General features: G+C 60.0%; 22 protein-coding genes. 15 read left to right on the top strand and 7 right to left on the bottom strand.

Annotation, left to right across the window (positions count from 1 at the left end):
• The first annotated feature begins 7 nt into the window (after positions 1 to 7).
• Both FOT55_RS03650 and FOT55_RS03645 read left to right on the top strand, forming a co-directional pair.
• Complete coding sequence (locus FOT55_RS03650) at positions 8 to 433, top strand: putative T6SS immunity periplasmic lipoprotein (RefSeq protein WP_147823168.1); 426 nt, start codon at positions 8 to 10, stop codon at positions 431 to 433.
• Positions 434 to 445: 12 nt separating this feature from the next.
• A complete protein-coding gene (locus FOT55_RS03645; RefSeq protein ID WP_147823116.1) occupies positions 446 to 865 on the top strand; it encodes a putative T6SS immunity periplasmic lipoprotein in 420 nt (139 codons plus the stop codon).
• 42 nt (positions 866 to 907) lie between these two features.
• Here FOT55_RS03645 and FOT55_RS03640 read toward each other — a convergent pair whose 3' ends face one another.
• Both FOT55_RS03640 and ascF read right to left on the bottom strand, forming a co-directional pair.
• On the bottom strand, positions 908 to 2,338 hold the full coding sequence (locus FOT55_RS03640) for a 6-phospho-beta-glucosidase (protein ID WP_147823115.1): 1,431 nt from the start codon (positions 2,336 to 2,338) through the stop codon (positions 908 to 910).
• 16 nt (positions 2,339 to 2,354) lie between these two features.
• Positions 2,355 to 3,797 (bottom strand): PTS cellobiose/arbutin/salicin transporter subunit IIBC, encoded by a 1,443-nt coding sequence (gene ascF, locus FOT55_RS03635; protein WP_147823114.1) that lies wholly within the window; start codon positions 3,795 to 3,797, stop codon positions 2,355 to 2,357.
• Positions 3,798 to 4,081: 284 nt separating this feature from the next.
• Between ascF and FOT55_RS03630 the strand changes: the two genes are divergently transcribed.
• The 10 genes from FOT55_RS03630 to FOT55_RS25385 all read left to right on the top strand — a co-directional run bounded on the left by FOT55_RS03630 (position 4,082) and on the right by FOT55_RS25385 (position 16,674).
• Complete coding sequence (locus tag FOT55_RS03630; RefSeq protein WP_145956992.1) at positions 4,082 to 5,104, top strand: LacI family DNA-binding transcriptional regulator; 1,023 nt, start codon at positions 4,082 to 4,084, stop codon at positions 5,102 to 5,104.
• A 122-nt stretch (positions 5,105 to 5,226) separates the two neighbouring features.
• Positions 5,227 to 6,105 (top strand): helix-turn-helix transcriptional regulator, encoded by an 879-nt coding sequence (locus FOT55_RS03625; protein WP_147823113.1) that lies wholly within the window; start codon positions 5,227 to 5,229, stop codon positions 6,103 to 6,105.
• A 100-nt stretch (positions 6,106 to 6,205) separates the two neighbouring features.
• Positions 6,206 to 7,882, top strand: a complete 1,677-nt coding sequence (locus tag FOT55_RS03620; protein WP_147823112.1) for an ATP-binding cassette domain-containing protein — start codon at positions 6,206 to 6,208, stop codon at positions 7,880 to 7,882.
• Entirely contained in the window at positions 7,872 to 9,509 is a 1,638-nt protein-coding gene (locus FOT55_RS03615) for an ATP-binding cassette domain-containing protein (RefSeq protein WP_147823111.1), read from the top strand. The genes FOT55_RS03620 and FOT55_RS03615 overlap by 11 nt, the downstream gene beginning before the upstream one ends.
• 87 nt (positions 9,510 to 9,596) lie before the next feature.
• The gene (locus FOT55_RS03610) at positions 9,597 to 11,735 is read left to right on the top strand and encodes a TonB-dependent siderophore receptor (RefSeq protein WP_187181929.1); all 2,139 of its coding nucleotides are present in this window, start codon (positions 9,597 to 9,599) and stop codon (positions 11,733 to 11,735) included.
• The gene (locus FOT55_RS03605) at positions 11,735 to 11,983 is read left to right on the top strand and encodes a hypothetical protein (protein WP_049279053.1); all 249 of its coding nucleotides are present in this window, start codon (positions 11,735 to 11,737) and stop codon (positions 11,981 to 11,983) included. The genes FOT55_RS03610 and FOT55_RS03605 overlap by 1 nt, the downstream gene beginning before the upstream one ends.
• On the top strand, positions 11,980 to 13,401 hold the full coding sequence (locus tag FOT55_RS03600) for a PepSY-associated TM helix domain-containing protein (RefSeq protein WP_238476085.1): 1,422 nt from the start codon (positions 11,980 to 11,982) through the stop codon (positions 13,399 to 13,401). The genes FOT55_RS03605 and FOT55_RS03600 overlap by 4 nt, the downstream gene beginning before the upstream one ends.
• Before the next feature lie 3 nt (positions 13,402 to 13,404).
• Positions 13,405 to 14,619 carry a RhtX/FptX family siderophore transporter gene (locus FOT55_RS03595; protein ID WP_147823109.1) on the top strand — a complete coding sequence of 405 codons (1,215 nt, stop codon included), beginning with the start codon at positions 13,405 to 13,407 and terminating at the stop codon, positions 14,617 to 14,619.
• 1,144 nt (positions 14,620 to 15,763) lie between these two features.
• The gene (locus tag FOT55_RS03590) at positions 15,764 to 16,225 is read left to right on the top strand and encodes a hypothetical protein (protein ID WP_142590963.1); all 462 of its coding nucleotides are present in this window, start codon (positions 15,764 to 15,766) and stop codon (positions 16,223 to 16,225) included.
• A gap of 275 nt (positions 16,226 to 16,500) precedes the next feature.
• Positions 16,501 to 16,674, top strand: coding sequence for a hypothetical protein (locus FOT55_RS25385; protein WP_154618042.1), 174 nt, complete (start codon positions 16,501 to 16,503; stop codon positions 16,672 to 16,674).
• Positions 16,675 to 16,759: 85 nt separating this feature from the next.
• On the opposite strand, the gene FOT55_RS03585 is transcribed toward FOT55_RS25385, so the two are convergent.
• A complete protein-coding gene (locus tag FOT55_RS03585; RefSeq protein ID WP_043136275.1) occupies positions 16,760 to 17,671 on the bottom strand; it encodes a hypothetical protein in 912 nt (303 codons plus the stop codon).
• 297 nt (positions 17,672 to 17,968) lie between these two features.
• On the opposite strand from FOT55_RS03585, the gene FOT55_RS03580 reads away from it, so the two are divergent.
• Together FOT55_RS03580 and FOT55_RS03575 are read left to right on the top strand one after the other, a co-directional pair.
• Complete coding sequence (locus FOT55_RS03580) at positions 17,969 to 18,889, top strand: WYL domain-containing protein (protein WP_043136272.1); 921 nt, start codon at positions 17,969 to 17,971, stop codon at positions 18,887 to 18,889.
• 230 nt (positions 18,890 to 19,119) lie between these two features.
• Positions 19,120 to 19,920, top strand: coding sequence for an HNH endonuclease (locus FOT55_RS03575; RefSeq protein WP_187181928.1), 801 nt, complete (start codon positions 19,120 to 19,122; stop codon positions 19,918 to 19,920).
• A 150-nt stretch (positions 19,921 to 20,070) separates the two neighbouring features.
• Here FOT55_RS03575 and FOT55_RS03570 read toward each other — a convergent pair whose 3' ends face one another.
• The 4 genes from FOT55_RS03570 to FOT55_RS03555 form a co-directional block, all read right to left on the bottom strand.
• Positions 20,071 to 20,484, bottom strand: a complete 414-nt coding sequence (locus tag FOT55_RS03570; protein ID WP_060434080.1) for a hypothetical protein — start codon at positions 20,482 to 20,484, stop codon at positions 20,071 to 20,073.
• Between the two features lie 56 nt (positions 20,485 to 20,540).
• Positions 20,541 to 21,503, bottom strand: coding sequence for a GTPase (yjiA, locus tag FOT55_RS03565; protein ID WP_147823108.1), 963 nt, complete (start codon positions 21,501 to 21,503; stop codon positions 20,541 to 20,543).
• A gap of 21 nt (positions 21,504 to 21,524) precedes the next feature.
• A complete protein-coding gene (locus FOT55_RS03560; RefSeq protein WP_004953088.1) occupies positions 21,525 to 21,728 on the bottom strand; it encodes a YbdD/YjiX family protein in 204 nt (67 codons plus the stop codon).
• Between the two features lie 218 nt (positions 21,729 to 21,946).
• Positions 21,947 to 24,127, bottom strand: a complete 2,181-nt coding sequence (locus FOT55_RS03555) for a carbon starvation CstA family protein (RefSeq protein ID WP_147823107.1) — start codon at positions 24,125 to 24,127, stop codon at positions 21,947 to 21,949.
• A 436-nt stretch (positions 24,128 to 24,563) separates the two neighbouring features.
• Here FOT55_RS03555 and sfnG point away from each other — a divergent pair, with 436 nt between their 5' ends.
• Positions 24,564 to 25,658, top strand: coding sequence for a dimethylsulfone monooxygenase SfnG (gene sfnG, locus FOT55_RS03550; protein ID WP_025305137.1), 1,095 nt, complete (start codon positions 24,564 to 24,566; stop codon positions 25,656 to 25,658).

Here is a 25,658-nt window from a genome sequence, read left to right as displayed (position 1 = left end):
GAATATGATGAAAGCTAATTTCTTACTTATCGCTTTCGGTGCAGCATTACTGAGCGCCTGCACTGGCGATCGTCTCGATCAGCGCTATGCGCCGGATATCCCTATCACCGTCCATGCTAAAGCGAATGGTGACATCTGCATTTCTCCGTCACCAAAGGAAAACGAGAGGCAAGATACGCTCTATCTCACTGGTGATACTGATGAGAAATTGATTGAGGTGGGGAATCAGGATCTGAAAAAGGGTATTTGCGTTACGCAGAACGATTACCCGTTTCAGGAAAATCATACCTATAGCATGAGGCTAAATTTTGTGCCGATTGAGAAGCGCAGAAACCTGCAGGATATTTCCGGCAGGGCCTTTATTGCTCACTTCAAAGTGAAAAAGCTCAACGGCGCTTACGAAATTGAAAATATCACGCAGGGCAGCAGATAACGCAGAGACAAAATGAAACGGATCTTCCCCCTCACTTTCCCCTTCCTGCTCGCCGGCTGCCCGTCGATAGGCGATCGTATCCCCGTAGACTACCCTGCAACTGCCGGCCTGCGTGAGGGCAAAGTATGCATCACCGTTCAGTCGCAGGGAGACGAAAAACTCGCGGGCATCTCGATCTACCGATTGGATGAGGCGCAGAGCCGCACGTTCAAATTCTTCGATCCGCTGCGGGATGTCGCCCCCAATCAGTGCGTCCCTGATGAGGGCTACGTATTTACGCCGGGGCAGCAATACCATTTCTCCGCGAAGCTGGTCTCCCTCAACAAACAGCAGGCGGGCGAGTTTCCCTCTGCGCGTGAATTCGTCGCCGAATTTGCTGTGCGGCAGGAAGGCAATCAACTTAGGTTGGAAGTCCTCCGTCCCCCACGCTAATCTCACCACCAGCGCCCAACCCTCCTAGCCTCCGACCCAAACCTACCCCAAATCCCCCCCGTTGCTGGCAATCACTTTCTTATACCACCAGAACGATTTCTTGCGGGTGCGGGCGAGGGTGCCGTTGCCCTGGTCGTCGCGGTCGACGTAGACAAAGCCGTAGCGTTTGCTCATTTCGCCGGTCGAGGCGGCCACCAGGTCGATGCAGCCCCAGGTGGTGTAACCCAGCACCGGCACGCCGTCGGCGATGGCGTCGCCCATGGCGCGGATGTGTTCGCGCAGGTAGCTGATGCGGTAGTCGTCCTCAATTTCGCCTGCTGCATTGAACTCATCGTGCGCGCCCAGGCCGTTTTCCACCAGGAACAGCGGCTTTTGGTAGCGGTCGTACATCATGTTCATGGTGATGCGCAGCCCCAGCGGATCGATGCCCCAGCCCCAGTCGCTGCGCGGCAGGTGCGGGTTCGCCAGCGATTTCACCACGTTGGCGGCGCTGCTGTTGTTGTCGTTCATGTCGGCGGAGGCGCAGCGCGAGGCGTAGTAGCTGAAGGAGACGAAGTCGACGGTGTGTTTCAGGATGTCGGCGTCTTCCGGCGCCATCGCGATGCTCACGCCTTTCTCGCGAAAGACGCGGGCGGCGTAGGAGGGGTAAGCGCCGCGCGCCTGCACGTCGATAAAGAACAGATTCTCGCGGTCTTTCTCCAGCGCGGCCCACACGTCTTCCGGCTTGCTGGACCACGGGTAGAAGTTGCCGCCGGCCAGCATGCAGCCCACCTGGTTGGCGGGGTTCACTTCGTGGGCGATGCGCGTCGCCAGCGCGCTGGCCACCAGTTCGTGGTGCGCGGCCTGGTATTTCACCTGTTCGGGGTTCTCGTCCGCTTCAAACACCAGCCCCGCGCCGGAGAACGGGCTGTGCAGCAGGATGTTGATCTCGTTGAAGGTCAGCCAGTATTTCACCAGTCCGTCGAAGGCTTCGAAGCAGGTGCGGGCGTAGTGGGTGAAGAACTCCACCATCTTGCGGCTGCGCCAGGAGCCGTATTCGGTCACCAGGTGCATCGGCACGTCGAAGTGGCACAGGGTCACCAGTGGCTCGATGCCGTATTGGCGGCACTCTTCGAACAGGCTGCGGTAGAAGGCGATGCCCTCGGGGTTGGGCGTCAGCTCGTCGCCGTTGGGGTAAATCCGGCTCCAGGCGATGGAGGTGCGGAACACGGTAAAGCCCATCTCCGCCATCAGCGCGATGTCGTCGCGGTAGCGATGGTAGAAATCGATGGCGTCGTGGCTGGGGTAAAACTCGTCGTCGCGCAGGCTAAAGCGCTTCTCCAGCCCGAGTTTGACCGCCATGCGGTGCGAGCCGTGCGGGATCATATCGACGGTGGTCAGCCCTTTGCCGCCCTCGCGATAGCCGCCTTCCGCCTGGTTGGCGGCTAAAGCGCCGCCCCATAAAAATCCTTTAGGGAATGTTGAATTGGACATGCAATCCTCTGGTGTCTCAATGCGTTGCGCTGGCGGCGTTCGCCGCCGGTGCGGTTTGGCCGGGCGCGGCGGCGTTTTCCGGCAGATCCTCGAAGCCCAGCATCAGCGTGAGCGCGAACGACAGCACCACCGAGAGCGCCATCACCGCCACCACCCACACGATGCTCATCGGGTTGGCCGGATCGAAAAACTGCACGCTGGTGAACAGCCCGGGCGAGGCCATCGAATGGCTGGCCAACCCGCCGATGCCGGCGACCGCGCCGCAGACGAAGCCGCTGATCAGGCTGGCGACCAGCGGCCGCTTCAGGCGCACCGCCACGCCGTACAGTGCAGGTTCGGAAATCCCCGCCACGATGGCGGAGGCCGCGGCGGCCAGCGCGGTCTGGCGCAGCTCGCGGTTCTTGGTTTTCAGCGCCACCGCCAGCGAAGCGCCGCCTAGCGACAGGTTGGCGCCGATCTCCGAAGGCATCACCATGCCTTCTTTGCCGGTCTCGGCGATGGTCTGGATGATGGTTGGGGTAAACACCCGGTGCATGCCGGTGATCACCAGCAGCGGCCAAATCGCCCCCATGATGGCCACGGAGAGCCAGCCCAGGTAGCCGTGCACGGTGTAGACCAGCGCAGAGATGCCGCTGCCGATCCAGATGCCGAGCGGGCCGATAAGCAGAATGGCGATCGGCGCGGCGATCAGCACGATCAGCATCGGCTTGAGGAAGTTCTTGGTCACCGCCGGGGTGATGCGATCCACCCCACGTTCGATGTGCGACAGGATCCAGGTCATCACCAGCGCCGGGATCACCGTGTAGGTGTATTTCACCGCCGTCACCGGGATGAAGGCGAATTCCACCGCCTGGCCCTGCGCCGCCTTGGCCATCAGATCGATAAAGTTGGGATGCACCAGCACCCCGGCGATGGCGATCGCCAATGACATGTTGGTTTTGAACTTCAGCGCCGCCGAGGCGGCGACCATCACCGGCAGGAAGAAGAACGCGCCGTCGCCGATCACGTTGAGGATGACGAGGGTCGAGGAGCCTTTCTCGAATACCCCGGCCATGTCCAGGATCATCGCCAGCAGCTTCACCATCGAGCCGCCGATGATGGCGGGGATCAGGGGCGACATGGTGCCCACCAGCGCGTCGAGAATGCCGGCGCCGATGCCCTTGAGGGTAAGCTTGCGTTTCACCGGGGCGGCGGGGGCCGCCGCGCCCGGCATGCCGAGCGCCAGCACCGCCTGATAGGCCTTGGCCACCTCGTTGCCGATGATCACCTGGCACTGCTCGCCGCTGTGCACCACGCCCAGCACGCCGTCGATGGCCTTCAGCGCCGGCGTGTCGATCCGCGCTTTGTCTTTCACCACGAATCTCAGGCGGGTCATGCAGTGGGTCACGGCCTCGATATTGCCCGTGCCGCCCAGGGCGGCCATGATGGCGTGCGAGATCTCTGCGTAGTTCTTCGGCATGGCGTGTCGTCTCTCAGATAGCAATTCGGATAGCCCAAAGGCGAATATTTACTGCCTGGGCGATCCGTCGTTCCATCCGTATGAAACGCCCGTAAGAAACCGGTTTCACAAAATCATGTATTGGTGTTTTGTTGTTGGCAAGAACTATGATTTTTGGCGTTTCGTTTTCGTGATCTGGATCGTCAGAGGTAAGCGCATACCGATGTGCAGGGGCGTGAAAACGTTCCAAACGCCGGGCGTCTTGGGTAGACTGCGCTGAACCCATGGATTTTGGCGGCGCACAGATGGCAACGATACTCGAGGTGGCGAAAAAGGCCGGCGTTTCAAAGGCGACGGTGTCGCGCGTTTTGTCCGGTAGCGGCTATGTCAGCGAGGAGAAGCGCGCGTTGGTGGATAAAGCCATTGCGGAAACCGGCTATCGGCCCAACCTGCTGGCGCGCAGCCTGGCGACCAACACCACCCAAACCCTCGGTCTGGTGGTCACCAACACTCTCTACAGCGGCAACTATTTCAGCGAACTGATGGCGCAGTCGGCGCGCATCATGGAGGCGAACGGCCGCCAACTGATCCTGGCGGACGGCAAGCACACCGCCGAAGAGGAGCGGGCCGCCATTCAGTTTTTGCTGGATCTGCGCTGCGACGGGGTGATTATCTATCCGCGTTTTCTGTCGATCGCGGAAATGGACGAGATCGTCTCCCAACACCGCCAGCCGATTCTGGTGATCAACCGGCGGCTGCGGCTGAACGACAGCTACTGCATCTTCAGCGATCAGCACGCCGCCGGCGCGGCGGCGGTGGCGCACCTGATCGCGCGCGGCCATCGCGACATCGCTTTTATCACCGGCTCGCTCGATTCCCCCACCGGGCTGGAGCGGCTTTCCGGCTACAAGTCCGCGCTGGCGCAGCAGGGCATTGCGGTTAACGAGGCGTTGATCGTCGAAGGAAAATGGCACGCGCAAAGCGGCGTGGCGGCGGTCGATGCGCTGCTGGCCGGCGGGCAGCCGTTCAGCGCCATCGTCGCCGGCAACGACGAGATGGCCATCGGCGCGATGAAGCGGCTGGCGGAGCGCGGCGTGGCGGTGCCGGAGGCGGTATCGGTCATCGGCTTTGACGACATCCCGCTGGCGCCCTATACCGTGCCATCGCTGTCGAGCATGAAGATGCCGGTCACCGAGATGATCCAGGAGACCATCAACCGCCTGCTGTCGATGCTGGACGGCGGCGAGCTGAGCAAGCGCCCCAGTTTCCCGGCCAGCCTGATCGAGCGCGAGTCGGTGGCGGCGGGGCCGTATTGGGTTGGTAACTGATCTGCCGATTTTTCATCCATCGCCTCAATAGACAAACCCGTCGGCCGGCCTTATATTGCTAATGAGAATCACTATCAAAAACCTCGCCGACGTCGGCGTCATCACTCACAGGCAGGGCGAACATGTCTACGTCCCCTCAACGGTTACTGCAGGAATATCATCAGCAAGCGCAGGACTATGCGCTGTCGGACATGCTGCGCGCGCGGCGCGGCGTGTTGGCCGCCGACGTCGATATCGAGCTGGATGAACCCCACCGCGCGGGCCTGAAGATCGTGGTGATCCGCCGCGGGCGTCTGCGCTGTGAAAGCGGAGCGGGGCCGCAGGTGGAGCTGAACGGCCCTTCGCTGTTGCTGGCCGCCGGGCGGGACGACTTCGTGTTGAACAACCTGTTCCAGGCCGGCGAACCGCTCGATTACACCCTGCTGCAGTTCTCCGCCGCCTGGCTGGAACAGAACGATGTCCGCCTGCCGCCCGGCCTCGATGGGCGGCGGCATGCGCAGTTGGTGCCGCTGGCGGCGCCGGCAGCGCTGATTGGCCAGGCCCGGCAGCTGTTCGCCTGCCCGTTGCACGAGTCTCAGCGCGGGCTGTGGTTCAGCGCCAAGGCCAACGAACTGGCGGCGCATTGCCTGCATCAATGCTGGAACCGCAGCGCCGCCGCGCCGTCTGTTGGCGTGCGCCTGGCTGCGCGGGACGTGGCGCGCCTGCAGCTGGCGCGTGAAATCCTGTTGGCGGAGATGGAGCAGCCGCCGAGCCTGGATCGACTGGCGCAACGCGCCGGGTTGAATACCCGCAAACTCACGCAAGGGTTCCGCCAGCTGTTTGGCGCCAGCGTGTTCGGCCTGCTGCAGGAGCACCGGCTGCAAACCGCCTGGCGCTTGCTGAGCGAGCAGGATCTGCACGTTTCCACCGTCGCCTGGCAGGTGGGTTATACGCCGGCGCACTTCTCCGTCGCTTTCCGCAAGCGTTTTGGCGTCATGCCCTGCGACGTCAAAAAGCGTTAGCCACGCAATCGAAAGAAAAAGTCCCGCCGACGAAAGCCTTTGCGGATGAAGGCGCCCGCCGCTTGTGGCTACAGTAGGCGCCTTTGCCGTGGAGGATCTCATGCTGAGTGACCTGCGGGCGCTGACGCGTCCTTTCCGCATCATGTTGTATTCCGCGCTGGCGCTGCAGGCGCTGGCCGGCGTCAGCTCGCTGTTTCCCTGGCTGGCGATCGCCCGGCTGGTGGACGCCTCACCGGCGGCCTATCCCTTTTGGCTCGGCGTCGCCGCCGGTGGCCTGGCGCTGTGGCTGTTCGCCCAAACGCTGGCGCTGCATCTGACTCATCTGCTTGACGCGCGTTTGTGCCACCGGCTGCGCAGCCAATTGGCCGCCAAGCTGGCACGCCTGCCGCTGAACTGGTTTGTGCGACAGGGCGAGAGCGGCGCCGCCCGGGCGCTGTCGCAGGACATTCAGGCGCTGCATCAGCTGGTGGCCCATGCGCCGTCGGAACTGGTGCAGCTGGCCGTCGTGCCCGGCTGCGCGCTGGCGCTGCTGGCGGCGGTGCAGTGGCCGCTGCTGCTGTTCGCGCTGATACCTTTGCTGGCGGCCGCGCTGCTGTTTCGCGTCATCCGTTCGCCGCGCCTGCGGCCGGCGTTTGAACAACGCGATCGGGCGTTTCGGCAGTTGAACGACGATTATCGGCAGCTGGCGGCGCATCCGCTGTTGGCGCGCCAGTTTCCCGGTGCGGGCATCGAAGCGCGCGCCCGGCAGAGCCTGCGGGACTTTCTCGCCGCCTTTCACCGCTGGCTGCGGCGTATCGGCGCGCTCGGCGCCGTGACCCAATTGCTGCTCAGCGCCGCGCTGTCGGCCGGCTGGCTGTTGCTCGGCGCCCGCTGGCTGGCGCCCGATCTCACGCTGGCGGAGCTGGCGCTGTTCGTGTTGCTGTTGCGCAGCGTGTCGCAACCGGTGATGGCGATGGGGCACGGCGGCGATGCATTGCGCGCGGCGACGCTGGCCGCCGGCCGCATTCGGGCGCTGCTGGCGCATCCCGAAATACGCTGGGGAGAGCGCTCGGCGATCGCTTCGGCGCCGCAGGGGGCGGCGCTGCGGCTGAGCGATCTCGGTTGCCGACAGGACGAACGCTGGTTGTTGCAGGGCGTCAATCTGGCCGTCGAACCGGGGGAATGGCTGGCGATTGTCGGGGCGTCGGGCAGCGGTAAAAGCACGCTGCTGCGGTTGATCGCTCGTTATAGCGAGCCGGATAGCGGAACGGTATCGCTCAACGGCGTGCCCGCCGACGCGTTTTCGGCGCAGGCATTCAATCAGATGGTGGCCGTGGTGCCGCAGGAGCATGCGCCGCCGGCGATGTCGCTGCGCGACAACCTGACGCTGTTCGCCGCCGGGGCGGAGGCGGCGCAGCTGCGGCGCGTGCTGGCCGCGCTGGGGCTGGCGGCGCGTTTGCAGGAGCGGTTGGATGAGGCGCCGTCGCTTTCCGGCGGGGAGGCGCAGCGTCTCGCCATTGCCCGGGCGTTGCTGGCGCGGCGGCCGCTGCTGTTGGCCGACGAACCGACTTCGGCGCAGGATCGGCAGAGTCGCGAACGCATCCTGACGGCGCTGGCGCAGCTGCCCGCCACTCGGCTGGTGGCAACGCACGACGCGGAACTGTGCCGCCGCGCCGATCGGGTGGCGGTGCTGGCGGAGGGGCGGTTGCTGGCGGTCGGCACGCCCGCCGCGCTGGCGCAACATCCGGCGCTGCTGGCGGCGTTGGCCGAGCGCCGGGAGGTGGACGATGAAGCGTGAGCTGGCGCAGGCGCTAGCCCCGGCGCTGCTGTTGATGGCGTTGGCCGCGGCGCTGGAGGGCGTCTGCGCCTTGCTGCTGGCGGCGGCGGTGGCGAGCTGGCGGCAAAATCCCGGCCATTGGTTAGGGTTGCTGGCGCTGGCCACGCCCCTCGCGCTGGCGGTGCAGTATGCGGCGGCCACCCGCGGTTTCTTCGCCGGCGGCGCGGTGATGAACGCGTTGCTGCGGGCGCTGTTCCGCCGTCTGCCGCGCGCGCTGTCGCCGCAGGAGCAGGCGCCGGGCCTGTTGACCGGGGCGATCGGCCAGGCGATGTCGGCGCCGGCGCACCTGCTGGCGCCGCTGGTTGGCGCGATCGTCACGCCGTTGACGCTGGTCGCCGGGCTGGCCTGGCAGAGCCTGGGAATGGCGCTGGCGTTGCTGGCGGCCGGCGTGCTGCTGGCGCTGGTGTTGCGCGGTTCGGCGGTCCGGCTGCACCGGCGAGAGCGGGAGCTGGGGGAGGCCAACCAGAATATCGAAGGGGCGCTGATGCAGTTTGCCCGTCATCAGGCATTGCTGCGCTTCGGCTACGGGCAGGCCGCCGCCGCCGAAGCGCTGACGCAGCGGTTGGATAGCCATCATCGAGCGTATGCCGCGCTGCTGCGCCAAAGCCTGCCGTATCATCTGCTGTTCAGCGCCGGGTTGCAGCTGACGCTGTTGGCGGCATTGTGGTTCGGCGCCCATGAGGTGTTGGCGCAGCGCCTGAACGCCGCCCAATGGCTGGCGCTGATGATTGTTCTGGCCCGCTCGTTGGAGCCGCTGCTTCAGCTTTCTCACCTCGATCAGGCGCTGCGTCAGTTGAAGAACGGCTGGGGCCAACTGCGCCAGACGCTGGCGGCGCCCGCGCTGCCGTTGCCGGAGCGGGACGGCCCGGCGCCGCAGGACGACGGCATCGCGCTTGAGGCGCTGAGCCTGGCGGCGGCGCACGGCGGTTGGCGGTTGCGGGAGATAGGCGGAGCTTGTGCCGCCGGAGAGATGTTGGCGATCGTCGGCCCTTCGGGCGCCGGCAAAAGCAGCCTGCTGAGCCTGATGGCGCGCACGCAGGATCCGACGGCGGGGCGGGTGTTCTACGGCGGCCGTGACGTGCGCGCGCTGTCGGCGCGGCAATTGGCGAGCGGGCGCGGCGTGATGTGGCAAGACAATCGCCTGCTGCGCGGCAGCGTGCGCTGGAATCTGACCCAGGGGCGAACGGATATCGGCGATGAGCGTCTGCTGGCGCTGTTGGCGGCGCTGGATCTGCCGCCCGACGTGCTGGAAGAAGAGGTCGGCAGCGACGGCGATCGTTTCTCCGGCGGGCAGAAGCAGCGGCTGTGCCTGGCGCGCACGCTGCTGCAGGGGGCTCCCCGGCTGCTGTTGGATGAACCGGGCGCCAGTCTGGATCGGCGCAACGCCGAGCGCGTGGCGGCCCTGCTGGCCGGCTGGCCCGGCACGCGGGTTGTCGTCACCCACGATCCCGCGTTGGCCTGTCGGGCGGATCGGGTATGGGTGCTGGAAGGCGGGCGGCTGACGGCGGCGGGCAGCCCGGATGCGCTGCGCGAGGCGGGGGGGTGGTTCGCCCGTTTCTGCCAGGCGAAAATGACCGGCGATCGATAGAGAAACTCCGGCAATCGAAAAAGTCGCGGCGGCCGTTTTGTTAGATTGATAACGATTATCATTTAACAATAACAACCAGGGAAAAACATGCGACTCATTCATCTCTCACCAGTGGCGGCCGCGACGCGCCGCGGCGCGTTGCTGTGCGCGCTGTGCGGCACCGGGGCGCTGGCGCAGGATGCGCCGGCCAAAACGGACGTAAAAGAAGATACCCTCACCGTGACCGCCGGCGCGGCGGCGCGGGATGACTATGTGGCTCCCGGCGTCACCACGCTGGGGAAAATCCCGCTGAAACCGCGTGAAGTGGCCCAGTCGGTCAGCGTGATCGATCGCCAGCAGATGGACCAACAGAACCTCACTTCGCTGGACGCGGTGATGACGCGCGCCACCGGCGTCACCAGCGCCCCCTTCGTGTTGCTGACCACCGCGTGGTATGCGCGCGGCTTCAAGATCGATTCGTTCGAACTGGATGGCGTGCCGACGCTGCTGGGCAATACCGCCAGCTCGCCGCAGGACATGGCGGTGTACGAGCGGGTGGAGATCCTGCGCGGCTCCAACGGCCTGCTGCACGGGCTCGGCAACCCGGCGGCCACGGTCAACATGGTGCGCAAGCACGGGCTGGCGCAAAACCGCGCGCAGTTTACCGCCAGCGCCGGCAGCTGGAACCAGTATCGCGGCGAAGCGGACGTGGGCGGCCCGCTGAACGCCTCGGGCAGCGTACGCGGCCGGGCGGTGATGGCATGGGAAGACCGCGATTATTTCTATCGCGTCTCGGATCAGAAAACCCGTTTGCTGTACGCCACCGTCGATGCCGATCTGACGCCGGACACGTTGCTGCGCGTCGGCGCGCAGTACCAGACCATCGATTCCGTCACCAACATGGCCGGGGTGCCGATGGGGAAAGACGGCAGCGATCTGCACCTGCCGCGCAGCACCTATCTGGACGTGGACTGGGATCGCTTCAAATGGGACACCACGCGACTGTTCGCCGCCGTGGAGCAGCGGCTGAACGACGCCTGGCAGCTCAAGCTGAGCAGCGATTATCTGTATGCCAAGTCGCGGCTGCTGTATGCCGGTGCCTGGGGCAACGTCGATCCGGCCACCGGCGACGGCGCGGCGCTGATGGGGGGCGCCTATCGTTTCCGCAATCAGCAGTTGGGGCTGGATGCCAGCCTGAACGGCAAGATCGACGCCTGGGGACGACAGCACGAGCTGATCGTCGGCGCCAGCTACACCCATGCCGAAGAGGAGCAGTTCACTGCGCAGTTAGATCCGGCGTTTCAGGTGCCGGTTAACGTCTATCGCTGGGATCCGCACGGCGTGCCGAAGCCGGCGATCGGCGCCTACGGTTCGCCGGGATCGACCAAAACCATTCAGCGCGGGGTGTACGGCATGGGCCGCATCAAACTGGCGGAACCGCTGACGCTGGTGGCCGGCGCGCGTGAGAGCTGGTGGCAGCTGCGTTCACCCAGCGACAGCCTGGAGGAGAACGCGCGCCTGACGCCCTACGGCGGCCTGATCTGGGACTTCGCCGAAGACTGGTCGTGGTATGCCAGCTACGCCACGGTGTTCCAGCCGCAGACCGGCAAAACCTGGAGCGGGCAGATGCTGAAGCCGGTTGAAGGCCGCACGCTGGAAAGCGGGGTGAAGGCGTCGCTGATGCACGGCGCGCTCAACCTCTCGGCGGCGGCGTTCCGCATCGATCTGGAGAACAATCCGCAGGTGGACCCCGATCATCCGGGCGGCGGTTTCGATACCTGGTACATCAGCGGCGGCAAGGCGCGCAGCGAAGGCTTCGAACTGGAAGGGCGCGGCTATCTCACGCCCTGGTGGGACGTCACGCTCGGCTACACCTATACCGACACGCGCTACACCCGCGACGTCAGCAACCAGGGGCGCGCCTACAACAGCCTGACGCCGCGTCATATGCTGCGGCTGTGGAGCGATTACGATCTGCCGTGGGATCAGCGCAAGTGGAGCATCGGCGGCGGCATCCAGGCGCAGAGCGCGTTCAGCAGCGCCAACGGCGCGACGACGCTGCGTCAGGGCGGCTATGCGCTGGTCAACGCCCGGCTGGGGTATCGCATCGACGAGACCTGGTCGGCGGCGCTCAACGTCAACAACCTGTTCGATCGCCGTTACTACGCCGGGCTGTTCTCGCCGCAGTGGAACAACCGTTACGGTGAACCGCGCAACCTGATGTTCACCGTCAAGGCCGAGTTCTGATGAGCCCGCGCGTATGGGCGGCGTGCCTCGGCAGCGCCATGGGGGGCGTTACTCTGGCGCTGCTGTTGGCGCGCGGCTACCCCTCGGCCGACCCGCTCGATCGGCTTTACGGCGCGCTGTTTCTGGCGTTGTTCGGCGGCATCGCGTTGCTGACATATAGCCTGCTGGCGCCGGACTGGCGTCGCACGCTGCTGCGCGCCTGGCTGTGGTGGCCGCTGCCGCTGGCGCTGTTGGAGGCGTGGCGATGAACGCCGTCGCGCGACGGGCGTTGGCGGCGCTGCATCGGGGCTGCGGCGCGCTGTTCGGCTGCGCGCTGTTCGTGATCCTGTTCACCGGCTGCTGGAGCCTGGCCGGCGACAGCTTCACGCTGTGGTGGAACGGCGTGACGATGAGCGGCGAGCAACGGCCGTTGGCGCAGCTGCTGGACGACGCGAAAGCCTACGGTGAAGACGGCGCGGCGCCTTACGTCATACTGCCGAGCGCGCGTTATCCGGTGATTCGCTTTTGCCGCGCCCCGGACGACTGCGCCCTTGCGCTGAGCGCCGTCAGCGGGCGGCCGATCAGCCTGACGGCGCCGACCACGCTGTTGGTGACGCTGCACAAGAACCTGTTTCTCGGCTTTCCCGGTCGGGTGTTTCTCAGCCTGTTCGGCATTGCGTTCACTGTGTTGCTGATCAGCGGGATCGCGCTGCATGGCCGACGGCTGCGCCAGCTGTTGCAGCTGCGGCGGCGTCAGGGGCTGCGGGTGCTGCTGTTCGATCTGCACAATCTGTTGGGGCTTTGGTGCTATCCGTGGCTGGTGATGTTCGCTTTGACCGGCGCGCTGTCCGGCCTTGGCGCGCTCGGTACGGTGCTGCTGGCCGACCGCGTCAGCCCCGGTGCGCCGCAGCGGGTGATGGCGCAGTTGATGGGCGGCGCGCAGCCCGCGCCGCCGATGCCTGACGCCGGGCGTACTCCCGCGCAGACGCTGGCGGCGCTGCGGCGCCAGGCGCCGGAATTTACGCCGCAAACCCTGCAGCGCGCGCCGGATGGCGCACTGCTGGCGGTGGGAGGCGTCATCCGCGGCATTCCCAGCAGCGCGCTGTTCGAGCAATTTCGTTTCGGCAGCGGAGAGCAGCCGGCGCTGATGCGGCGCAGCGCCGCTCGTCAGGGGCCATGGACGCGCGCGTTCATCGCCGTGCAGCCGTTGCACTATGGCCAATACGCCTGGTTGCCGCGGGCGGCGGCGGCGGTGAGCGCATTGCATTTTCTGGCCGGGTTCGGCGCGGCGACGCTGGCGCTGAGCGGGCTGGGATTGTGGTGCCTGCGGCAGCCGCAGCGCCGTGCCGCGCGCTTTATCACCGGCGTCTGCTGCGGTCTGACGGTGGCGGGAAGTTTGCTGTTGGCCGCCCGGCCGCTGGCGGCGTTCCCTGCCGCATGGCTGTTTTGGGGAATGTGGGGCACGGTGGCGCTGTCGGCGTGGCGGGTTTGGCCGGGGTGGCTCTTGTTCGGCAGCGGAATGGTCGGCGGCACGGCGCTGCTGGCGGCGGCGCTCGGCCATATGCTCAGCGCCGGCCCCGGCCTGTACTGGCTGGACAGCGCTTTATTGTTGGTCAGCGCGGCCCTGTTCGCCGCCGGCGCCTTGTTATGGCAATCGCGCGGCGCCTGGCCGCGCCAATCGGAGTAAAATATGCGACAACTATTGCAACATCGGCATCTGGTGCTGACCCTGGGGCTGCTCTATTTCAGCCAGGGCATCCCGATCGGCATCGCCATGGATGCGTTGCCGACCCTGCTGCGCCATGACGGCGCCAGCCTGCAGGCGCTGGCGTTTTTGCCGCTGGTGGGGCTGCCCTGGGTGGTGAAGTTTCTTTGGGCGCCGCTGGTGGACAATCACTGGTCGCCGCGCTTCGGACGCCGCCGCAGTTGGATTATTCCGCTGCAGTGCGTAGTGACGCTGTGCCTGATCCTGCTCAGCGCGGTCGGCATTTCCGCAGCGGCGGCCGGGCTGTGCGTCGCGCTGCTGGTCGTCGCGTCGCTGGCCAGCGCTACGCAGGATATCGCCACCGACGGCATGGCGGCGGAACACGTCAGCGGTGAGTTGCTGTCGCGCGTCAATGCCATTCAAATCGCCGGGGTGATGAGCGGCTTCTTCGTCGGCGGGGCGGGCATGATGATGCTGAGCGCCAGAGTCGGCGTGCAGGGTGCGCTGCTGGCGATGGCGATCTTCCCTGCCGCCAGCCTGCTGGCGATTGGCCGCTTCCGGCAACACGCCGATCTGCCGCCCGAACGCGCCGCTTCGCGTCCGGCCAGCCTGCTGCGCACGCTGCGCCGTCGCGGTGCGGCGCGGTTGCTGACGCTCACGCTGCTGTCGGCGGTGACCGCGGTATCCGGCTTCGGGTTGGCCAAGCTGTTTTTAACCGATCACGGTTGGACGCCGGCGCAGATCGGCCAGATAGGCATGGCCGGCGGCATGGTGACGCTGGTGCTCGGGTGCGGCGGCGGCGCCTGGCTGGTGAGCCGGCTCGGGGTGTGGAAGGCGTTCGCGGTTGGCCTGGGTTGCGCGCTGGGTGCCGCGTTATGCTGGCTGGCGATGGCCAACTGGGGCCTGCAACCCGGCGGCGTGATCGCCGCGGTGATGGGAGGCGCGCTGGCTTCCGGCGTGACCTCGGTCGCCATCATGACTGCCGGCATGCAGTTCGCCGCGCAGGGCGATCAGGCGGGCACCGACATGACCATGGTGCAAAGCTCGCGCGATATCGGGGAAATGGTCAGCAATATGCTGATGGTGGGGATGACCGCCAGCTTGGGCTACCGTTTTTCCTTCGCGTTGGCTGCCGCGCTGGCTGTATTGCTGTTGGGGATCTCTATGTATAATTATCGACGCCATGCGGCGATGAACTGACTTAATGCATTGCAGATGTTAAAAATTAATATGACTTGCTTGTGTTAAATTTCATCAATTAACACGCGCCACGTAATCCCTCTTGGTTCGGGGGCTACGTCGGGGTCACAAATTTTTCCGGAATTGATCGCCTTACCTGTCCCAGATAAGCACAGCCTAGTTGCCGAAGTGCGGATCGGTGTGATGATGAGTGAATCGATCTGCCGAACCCATTGGACGCTCAATCGTCGCGCCGCCTATAGTGGCAGTGCCCCGAATACATGCAGCAACACCAGGGCATCCTATAGGCTGTTGAACGGCCAATATCATAACGACAAGCTCCCCAAACCGGCTCAGGCCGGTTTTTTTGTACCTGCGGTTCAGGCTGTTCACCCTGTAGGTGAACAGGGGGTGTACACCGAGAAGGTAGCTATACATCAATCAATTCATTGAAATAAAAGGATAAATTTAAATGGTGTATAGGGTGAACAGTTTTTCTATAAATCTTTTTTTTGTGGCTGTGAGTCCAAGAAATAAAAGCTGCGATCAGAAAATAGCGACAGTAAATTATGCGTAACAATAATTTTTGGTTTGGGTTCGTGACACGGAACCTAACCGAGCTCTTTGTATGGTTGAATTTTATGCTGTTGTCAGAGCAATAGTATAATCTTCCAGCGTTTCACGAAATTTATACTGGGGGCACAAAAGGGGGCATAATCTTGATTTGTTTTTAATAATATTATATTTTTCAGTAACTTGATTGGTGATTTGAGTCCGGCCTTCGCACCATTAAGTACCGCGCGAACAAGAAGCCACCGAAAGGTGGTTTTTTTGTGCCTGGAATTTGGTTGCGAACAGTCCCCTGCCTTTGTTCCTTGCTAACTCATAAGTAGAGTTGTGTGTTTTGGGGTCATTCATATATCGCGATACGCCTTGGCTCAGTGCCATTGAGACTGATTTGACCGAGATTTGCTGATGCGACTGGCATGATTGCTGCCCAGTGAGAGGGCTCATAATCGATCTGATGAAATAGCTTATCTAGCGCATCAGTTGGCAAATTCGTGTAGAGATGCATCATTCATGTGATATTGATATTCATTCTCAATAAAGTGTATCAGTGATATGATAAGCACTTCCAAAATAAAGCCAGGGATGCTTTGATTAAATGTCTATTAAACCTCTATTTTTTATGTCCTTTCTTGCTTTGTCAGCCTGCAGTACGAATAAAGTCGTGGATACTTTTTCGGGAACACCGGGTACAGCAGGAATGGCATATTGTGTACGAGACTTGTGGGAGAATGATGCCATTGCCAATAATTATCCCAGCGGTCCAATCCGTATACTAGAAAATCGTAGTGGCACTGGCAGTTACTATGTTTTTGATGAGAAAGGGGAGGAGATGGTACAGGCCAAAGGTACGATTGGCTTGTGGTTTGGAGACAAGCCAGAAAAAATTGAAGTTAATTTCGTTATTCCCCAGGATAAGTCGATGACCGTTAGGGCAACACGCAGGCTAGAACTGAGCAAACAGTGTGCGGTTATCCCAACCAAGGTGCGAGAGGACAAATACTTACCGTCGGTGATTTGCACAGATAAGACCGCTTGCAACTTCAGGCGCGATATTTAAAAACACGCTGAATGTGTGATTACGTCAGTGAAGATGAGAGCGGTAGCTCATCATCTGGCAGCGTTAGTACAGTGCGAACAAGAAGCCACCGGTAGGTGGTTTTTTGTGTTAGGGATTTGCCCTGTATGGCTCATTTCAATTATCAGCCACGGGGTGATGCGCTTTTCACTTTAGTAAAAACCAGATCGTCCTGATGCTTTCATAACGCATATATAATTGACATTAAATGAAAAAATTGCATTTCATTGAACTCTTTCAGAACAAGGAGTTCCAGGATGGAGCCACAACAGAAAGAGATCACGCGGGCGTTAACGCCGGGCGAAGTCAACCTGGCGCGTTCAGCGTTTGGTAACACTATTTTCTATCTGAGCGTGGTGGTGCTACCTGTTTTTGGGCTGCAGAATCAGTACACGGCGATGAGCTCGCACGGGGAGTTGGGCCGTATATAAAAAATTATGCGAGCTAGGATCCTGAAGTGCAGCATCTTTTTATTCATGAGGGAAGTGCCAGTAAGAGAGCTTACGCTTTCTTGTTTTATTTTTTCTTTCCCCATGGAAGGTAATATAAATAGGTTAAATCGTCTAATTTGAAATTGATATAATCACCAACATTGCTTTTAACGGGCGGTAACTCGCTAAAAATAAATAAATATAGAGGTCTTGGTGGCGTGGCCATCGCAAGCTCATCCAGCTTCTCTCGTGAGGTTCTACGGTATTCGGAGCTATCAACAAGGCGAGAAGGGATAAAAAATGTTGGTTTATATTTTATCATTCCTGCTTTCATCTCATTATCGAAACGGACCAAGTAGTAGTCATCTTTACGGTTAATCCACGCTTTACCATAGTAAATTCGTGGCTCATCGATATATGTGCTTAAGTCTTTTCTGTCATTAATACTGATGAAGAAATCCCTTAAGTGGAGCTTACCTTCAGCTGTATTTAGGAAGAAATTCTCTTTTGCAATAAACGAATTAACCAAACCAGAAAGTCGTTTTCTGGAGTGACGACGTTGGTTATTATCTTCTTGCTCCTCACCCGCTATTTTTCGTTGACGCTTTGTTATGTCTTCTTCATCCCCTGAAGAGGGAATATCACGAATAAAACGCATATTTAGTGGAGACAAGTCAATGTCAACAATATCATCTCGTATAAAAGGAAGGGCTTCAGGGTCTTCTCTGACTGATTTTACTCGTCGTAGGTCTTCGTCCGTTTCGGCTTCAAGTTGGCAACCAGGGCTATGCTCGGAAACAAACTTAAAATAAGGATCGCGTTTGCGCAGTCGTTTTGGTCTGTCCAGGTTGGCACATGTGACTTGAGCTAAGCAATTTTTTTCAGGGCATTTAAATAGATGCTTTGATGCTACGATCTTTTCAGCGAATAATTTGTCAGCCTCTTCTGCTGTAATATCTTTTCCTAATTCAATGCTATAAGCCCGTTCGATTCTCATGCATTATCCTAATTTGAAGGTTGATTATACTTTGTTCTCTCTTCGCATCGCATGCTTGTAGATGTTTATCACTGTATAAACATGATTCGTCTTGATTTAGTTTCACAAAGTTGCAATTTTATGTCTCTACAAAGGTATTCCAAAATCCAGTCGATAAAGGTAAAGTGAGATTTCTTTGTTGAAGTTATATAACACATTGTTTTTTCTAACCTGAATGTTGTGAATAGAACCAGTATATTAGATGTTGAAAGATATTCCGATACTGGTTAGTTGAACATGTCGCATTTCGGAGCATATATGGCTATGGTTGGGCTAACTTGGGATCAGACTCTACGTTTTCGCTTGCTTGAGATCGTGTTGCAATGGGAGGGGCGGTTGACGACTAACCACCTTTGTACTGCTTTTAATATAGGCCGCCAACAGGCATCACGAGATATCAATTGGTATATAAATAATTATGCGCTGAACGGCGTAGAGTATGATTCTAAGCTAAAGGGATTCAGGCCGACCGCGCAATTTGTACCAAAGTTCAGTGAAGGGAAAGTTGATGAATACCTGATGCTGCTGCATCAGGAAAAACAGCAGACGAATGAATGCTTTGATAAGGGAGCTACTCTGCCATTAATGGATCTTCGATATGGTCATATCGAAATCTTGAGCGTCCCAACTCGTCATGTTAACCCAATAATGGTACGCGGATTGGTGCAGGCGGCGCGTTATCAATTGAGAGTGGATGTTGATTATGTTTCCCTCAACTCTGGGGAGCAAAGTGGCCGCAACATTGTTCCGCACACATTGGTTTATGATGGGATTCGTTGGCATGTTCGAGCTTATTGTGAGAAAAAAGGGAATTATTTGGACTTCGTCATGAGCCGTTTTCGCGGTATTCCTGAGTTGCTTGATGCCTCGGACAGAGGGCGGGATAAAGATAGTGAATGGAACACTTTTGTGACAGCCATTGTCGTACCGAATCCAGAGCTGAATGCTGCTCAACGCGCGATTATTGCCAGTGATTATGCGATGAGAGATGGGCATTTGTTGATTACTCAGCGGATGCCTTTGCTTCATTATGCTTTGGAGCGTTTGCAGGTAAATTTCACCGGGGAACATAGGGAAAATCCGTTGTTACATCCGTTGGTACTAAAAAATCGCCATGATTTGGTCTTGCAGGGGTGCTATTTCAAACTTACTGGCAGAGATTTTTCCATGGAGGAATAGATTTCCTTTAAGACCCAATGCGGTTGATATTTTGAATACCCTCAGAGTTTTTGCTGAATAATCAACCGCATTGTAACTGCCTATTACTATTTCACGGCTAATAATGTTGGTTGTTATCTTTATCGGTTTCTCTAATATTTAATCTGAAAAATATTTCATCTCTTAAAATATTTAATAAATCAATGGATTTGGATATATTCACATGGTTTACTTTTTATGTGGATATCCGTATGCCGTTTACCGTAATCGCAGAAATGGATGAGTCAAAGTGGGATGATAAGACCGGTGAGGAGTATCACTTCCCTAAGCGTTACACCGCTATGCTTACTCCTGGTACTCGAGTGGTTTACTACAAAGGTAAGTTGAGAGATAAGCTCTACCGAGATGAACGAATGACGGATGAACCGCATTACTTTGCGGTAGCTACTATTGCCTATGTTTATTCCGATCCAAATGCGCAGAATGGGGAATTATACGCGATAGTCGAGGATTTTCAGCCTTTCACTAAACCGCTGTTGGCAAAGACCGCCACAGGTTATTTCGAGGTGATCCCGGCAAGTCGCCAATCGAACTATTGGCGTGATGGCGTGCGGCCAATCACTAAGGACATTTATCAGGCAATTGTGGCACAGGCGGTACTTGGCCCGGTGATTGAGTCTGTGATTGAAGAAGAGGATTACAACCAAAGTCTAGAATCTGCGGACACTCCTCAAGAAGGGGCAAAGATTGGTTATTTCACCACCAAATATGAGCGTAATCCCAAGTTAAGACGTGCAGCCCTGAAGTTACACGGTTCAACTTGCTGTGCTTGTGGTTTCAACTTTGAGGCCTTTTACGGGGACTATGCTGAAGGGTTTATCCATATCCACCACGTGGTGCCGGTCTCGGAATTTGGCGGAAAGAAAACAGTAGATCCTCAAACCGATCTGGTGCCCGTTTGCGCTAACTGCCATAGCATCATTCATCGTAAAAAAGATAAAACGCTTTCTATTGATGAGCTTAGAGAAATGATTGAGCGGCAGAAAGTATAGCGCTAATCTTTCAGTTCAAAAAAGAAGACGGTAGTTATGCAGTCTTCTTCACTGCAAGAAATACCCTATTTGCGTGAGTTATATGATGAGGTTTTACTTGGAAATTGAACTAGCCATTCTTAAATAGCGCCTTCTCGACCATCTCAGACACTACAACGCTTGAACACACCTCCTCGATAAAGCAAAAATCCCCAGCGCGCTGCCCAATGCCAGGGCGCTGGCGGCTGCCGTGGATAGCGCGAACTCGCGCGTGTAGGGCAGCAGCAGGCCAACCGCAGAGAGGCTGCCCAACAGCAGGCTAAAGAACAGCGCTTTTTTACGATAGGGCGCCTTTAGGTTGAGATAGGCGGCGACGGCGCAGACGATAAGGGGGCCGACCAACAGCGGCAGAATGATGAGCGCCCCGGCGAGGAGATTGGATAGCCCAACGTCCTCTACGCCGGCGTAAGAGACAATAAGAAACATGATGCCGATGGCTAACACCGTGCTCAGTTTGATGACGATATAGGCGCTCGCGCACAGGTTAAGCGCCTTTAATCCTACTATCATCACGTTGTTTGCCATCGTTCATCCTTGAGTTTGCTGGATATGGGCCGTGTTGGCCTGGGGAATGGTTTATCTTACCCCAACCCCCCAATCCTTCCCCGAATCTCCTCCTCCGGCAGGTCCACGCCGATAAACACCAGCGTACTCTTGCGCTCTTCCTCAGGCAGCCATTCCCGATCCCAGTCGGCGTTGTACAGCCGCTGCACGCCCTGGAACAGCAGGCGGCGCGGCTCGCCTTCGATAGACAAAATGCCTTTGTAACGCAGCAGGTTGTCGGCGTATTCCAGCAGCAGGCCTTCCATCACTTCGGAGATTTGCATCAGCGGCAGCGGGCGCTCCAGCGTCACTACGATCGAGCGGATGTCGCTCTGCGGCTGCGGGATGCGGCGGAACAGCGGGGCGGCTGGCGTCAGGTTCAGCTTGTCGTTCAGCGTGAAGCCTTCGATGTCGAACAGCACGCTCAGATCGATGTCGCCGTGCGTCACCTTGTACACCGGCGCGCGGGCGTTCATCCGCTGCAGCCGCTGGATCAGCGCCTCGCAGTCCGGCGCCACGTCGGTTTTGGTCAGCAGGAGGCGGTCGGCGTAGCCCACCTGCGCCTGGGCGATGCTGAACTGGCTCAGCTGTTGGTCGGCGTGCGCCGCGTCCACCAGGGTGATGATGCCGTCCAGCAGGAAGCGCTCGCACAGGATCTCGTGCGAGAAAAAGGTCTGGGTAATCGGGCCGGGATCGGCCATGCCGGTGCATTCGATGATCAGCCGATCGAACGCCAGCTGGCCGCTGTCGACGCCGTCCAGCAGATCCAGCAGCGCGTCCGCCAGCTCGTTGGATTTGCTGCAGCAGATGCAGCCGTTGCTCAGGGTGGTGATGCGGCTGGCGCGATCGCCGATCAGCGCGTCGTCGATCGGCACTTCGCCGAACTCGTTCTCGATGACCGCGATTTTATAGCCGTGTTCGGCGTTCAGGATGTGGCGCAGCAGGGTGGTTTTGCCGGCGCCCAAAAAGCCGGTCAGGATGGTGACTGCAATGGGTTTCATACGGGTCCTTGTGACTGCGGGTTAACAGCAGCGCATGCCGCCTTTGCCGTCGCCGCCGTAGCGCGCTTGCTGGCGCTCGCGGAAAAATTCTTTATAGGTCATCACCGGCTTGTCCGGGTGGTTGTCTTTCATGTGCTGGACGTAGGTATCGTAGTCAGGCACGCCCACCAACATGCGCGCCGCCTGCCCAAGATATTTCCCCGCCTGGCCGAGATTTCCGAACATAAGCCTTCTCCAACTTTACCCTGCATCACTACAGCGCTTGCTTAAGCCTGATATTAGGGGAAGCCGGGGGATGGGGTTCCCGCAGGGATGCCCCACCTCCGGGTCGCCCCGGGTATCTCGATTGCATCGCGCCGCACGCCTGGCATCTTGCGATACGTAGGCCGTGCGGCTTTGGGTACTACTTAACGTTTATTATGCAGGGTATCCGTTAAATCACATCAATGCTGGGTCGAAACTTTGACCTCCCCCTCAGTTACGCCGTCGGTGGGCGCGGCCTGCGGCACCGGCACGTAAGGCGTTTCCTGGTCGGTGCGTTTCGGGTTTTTGTGCGCCGCCATCGCGGTTTTCACCCCGTAGAAGATGATGCTGTACACCACCAGCAGGAACAGAATGCTCAGCCCGGCGTTGGTGTAGTTGTTTATCACGATGTGGTTCATGTTGGCGATCTGCTGGGCGCTCAGCTCGGCGCCGCCCTCGGCTATTTTGCGTTTGTACTCGCCGGCCAGGAAGAAGAAGCCTTCCAGCTGCGGGTTGTCGCTGAACAGCTTCAGGCCCAGCGCATAGGTGGTGCAGATCAGCAGCCACACCGCCGGCAGCACGGTCACCCAGATGTATTGGGTGCGCTTCATCTTAATTAGCACCACGGTGCCCAGCACCAGCGCCACGGCGGCCAGCATCTGGTTGGAGATGCCGAACAGCGGCCACAGGCTCTTCACGCCGCCGAGCGGATCCACCACGCCCTGATACAGCAGGTAGCCCCACAGCCCGACGCAGCCGGCGGTGCCGACGATGCCGGCCACCAGCGAGTCGGTTTTCTTCAGGAACGGCACGAAGTTGCCCAGCAGATCCTGCAGCATAAAGCGGCCGGAGCGGGTGCCGGCGTCCAGCGCGGTCAGGATGAACAGCGCCTCGAACAGAATGCCGAAGTGGTACCAGAAGCCCATGTTGGCGCCCGGAATGATCTGGTGGAACACGTGGGCGATGCCCACCGCCAGCGTTGGCGCGCCGCCGGCGCGGTTCAGCACCGAAGGTTCGCCGATGTCGGTGGCGGTCTGCAGGATCTGTTCCGGGCTGATGACGAAGCCCCAGGAGCTGACCGCCGCCGCCGCATGCACGGTCACGTCCTTCAGCGAGGCCATGATCATCGGCGCGTCTTCGGTGCCCAGGCGGTGCAGATCCGGCATGGTGATGCCCAGCGCCGCCGGCGGGGTATTCATGGCGAAGTACAGGCCCGGCTCGATGATGGAAGCCGCCACTAGCGCCATGATGGCGACGAAGGACTCCATCAGCATCGCGCCGTAGCCGATAAAGCGCGCGTCGGTCTCATTGGCCAGCAGCTTCGGCGTGGTGCCGGAGGCGATCAGCGCGTGGAAGCCGGAGACCGCGCCGCAGGCGATGGTGATGAACAGGAACGGGAACAGGGTGCCTTTCCACACCGGGCCGGTGCCGTCGACGAACTGGGTCACCGCCGGCATTTTCAGCTCAGGGTTGAGGATCACGATGCCGATCGCCAGCCCGACGATCACGCCGATTTTCAGGAAGGTCGCCAGGTAGTCGCGCGGCGCCAGGATCAGCCATACCGGCAGCAGAGCGGAGACGAAGGCGTAGCCGATCAGCGTGAAGGTGATGGTGGTGTCTTTAAAGGTCAGCGCCGGGCCCCAGTACGGGTCGTGCGCCACTACGCCGCCGAACCAGATGGCGGCCACCAGCAGCACGATGCCGATGATTGACACTTCACCCACGCGGCCGGGGCGCAGGTAGCGCATGTAGATGCCCATAAACAGCGCGATCGGCACGGTGGAGCAGACGGTGAACACGCCCCACGGGCTTTCCGCCAGCGCTTTCACCACGATCAGCGCCAGCACCGCCAGGATGATGATCATGATCAGGAAGCAGCCGAACAGCGCGATGGTGCCCGGTATCGGCCCCATCTCTTTTTTGATGATCTCACCGAGCGAGGCACCGTTGCGGCGCGAGGAGATGAACAGCACCATAAAGTCCTGCACCGCCCCCGCCAGCACCACGCCGCCCAGCAGCCACAGCGTGCCGGGCAGGTAGCCGACCTGCGCGGCCAGCACCGGCCCCACCAGCGGCCCGGCGCCGGCGATGGCGGCGAAGTGGTGGCCGAACAGCACGTTCTTGTTGGTCGGCACATAGTTCAGGCCGTCGTTGTTGACCACCGCCGGGGTGGCGCGGCCGGCGTCCAGCTTCATCACCTTAGTGGCGATGTACAGGCTGTAGTAGCGGTAGGCCACCAGATACACCGCCACCGAAGCGACGACGATCCACAGCGCGCTGATGTGTTCGCCGCGGCGCAGCGCCACCACGCCGAGGCAGGCTGCGCCGAGTATCCCCAGCAGCATCCACGGAATGTGCTTTAAAATCCCCTCTCGTTTCATGAGGTATCCTTAATTCCAGTCTGCAAAATATGAATGAACTCATCCGCTTGTAAGAGATGTCAGAGTGGCGCGGTGAGCCGTAGCGTCTTTCCCGAGGTAAGGCGGGTTTAGGAACAGCTCATCATCGCCGGGGGTAAGGGGGGAAGACAGGCGTATTTCGGTCAGCGGTCAGATCCGCCGGGTGAACGGTTGGATTGGCGGGGTAAGCGGTTTGTTGCATAACCAACAGCCGCCCGTCAGCCGCTGTTGCCAATGCAGCACCCGCCCGAACTCGCTGGCTTTAAACGCCCGGTTTTTCAGCCAGATGCCTTAATGCGGCGGTTGGCACACATCCTGCTATCGGTTTTATAACCAAAACAATGTTTTCAATATTTGTAAGTCAATAATGGTTATATGCGCGCCGCATAACGGCGCCGACGGTCAGAGGGAGAGAAGCATGTCAGCAGCAAACCACTCGCAGCAGCCGATTCAGTTCGCCTACTGGGTGCCGAACGTTTCCGGCGGCCTGGTGATCAGCAATATCCCGCAGCGCACCGGTTGGGACATCGGTTATAACCGCAAGCTGGCGCAGATCGCCGAGCGCGCCGGTTTCGACTACGCGCTTACCCAGATCCGCTTCACCGCCGGTTACGGCGCGGAAAACCAGCACGAATCGGTGTCGTTCTCACAGGCCCTGTTGGACGCCACCGAGAAACTGAAAGTGATCGCCGCGCTGCTGCCGGGGCCGTGGAACCCCACGCTGGCGGCCAAACAGATCGCCACCATCAGCCATCTTTCCAACGCGCGCATTGCGGTGAACATTGTCAGCGGCTGGTTCCGCGGCGAGTTCAAGGCCATCGGCGAGCCGTGGCTGGATCATGAGGAGCGCTACCTGCGTTCGGAAGAGTTTATCCGCTGCCTGCGCGGCATCTGGACTGAACCCAGCTTCACCTTCGCCGGCGATTTCTACCGTTTCCGCGACTACTCGCTGAAGCCGAAGCCGCTGGCGCCGTTGCCGGAAATTTTCCAGGGCGGCAGCTCACGCGCGGCGCGCGACATGGCGGCGCGGGTCTCGGACTGGTATTTCACCAATGGCAACAGCGTGGAGGGCATTCGCCGGCAGGTGGAGGACATCCAGAGCAAGGCGCAGGCCAATCACCATCGGGTGAAGGTGGGGGTGAACGGTTTCGTCATCGCCCGCGAGAGCGAACAGGCGGCGCAGGCGGTGCTGCAGGAGATCATCGATCACGCCAACCCGGAGGCGGTGCAGGGCTTCGGGCACGAGGTGAAAAACGCCGGGGCGGCCTCGCCCGAGGGCGAGGGCAACTGGGCCAAGTCCACCTTCGAAGATTTGGTGCAGTATAACGACGGGTTTAAAACCAACCTCATCGGCACGCCGCAGCAGATCGCCGAGCGCATCATCGCGTTGAAAGACGCCGGGGTGGATCTGCTGTTGCTGGCATTTCTGCACTTCCAGGAAGAGGTGGAGTACTTCGGACGCGAAGTGATCCCGCTGGTGCGCGAACTGGAGCGCCAGCGGGCAGCGGCCTGA

The sequence above is a fragment of the Serratia bockelmannii genome, assembly GCF_008011855.1.
GTDB classification, from domain to species: Bacteria; Pseudomonadota; Gammaproteobacteria; order Enterobacterales; family Enterobacteriaceae; genus Serratia; species Serratia bockelmannii.
This window is presented reverse-complemented; position numbering and strand designations above follow the sequence as displayed.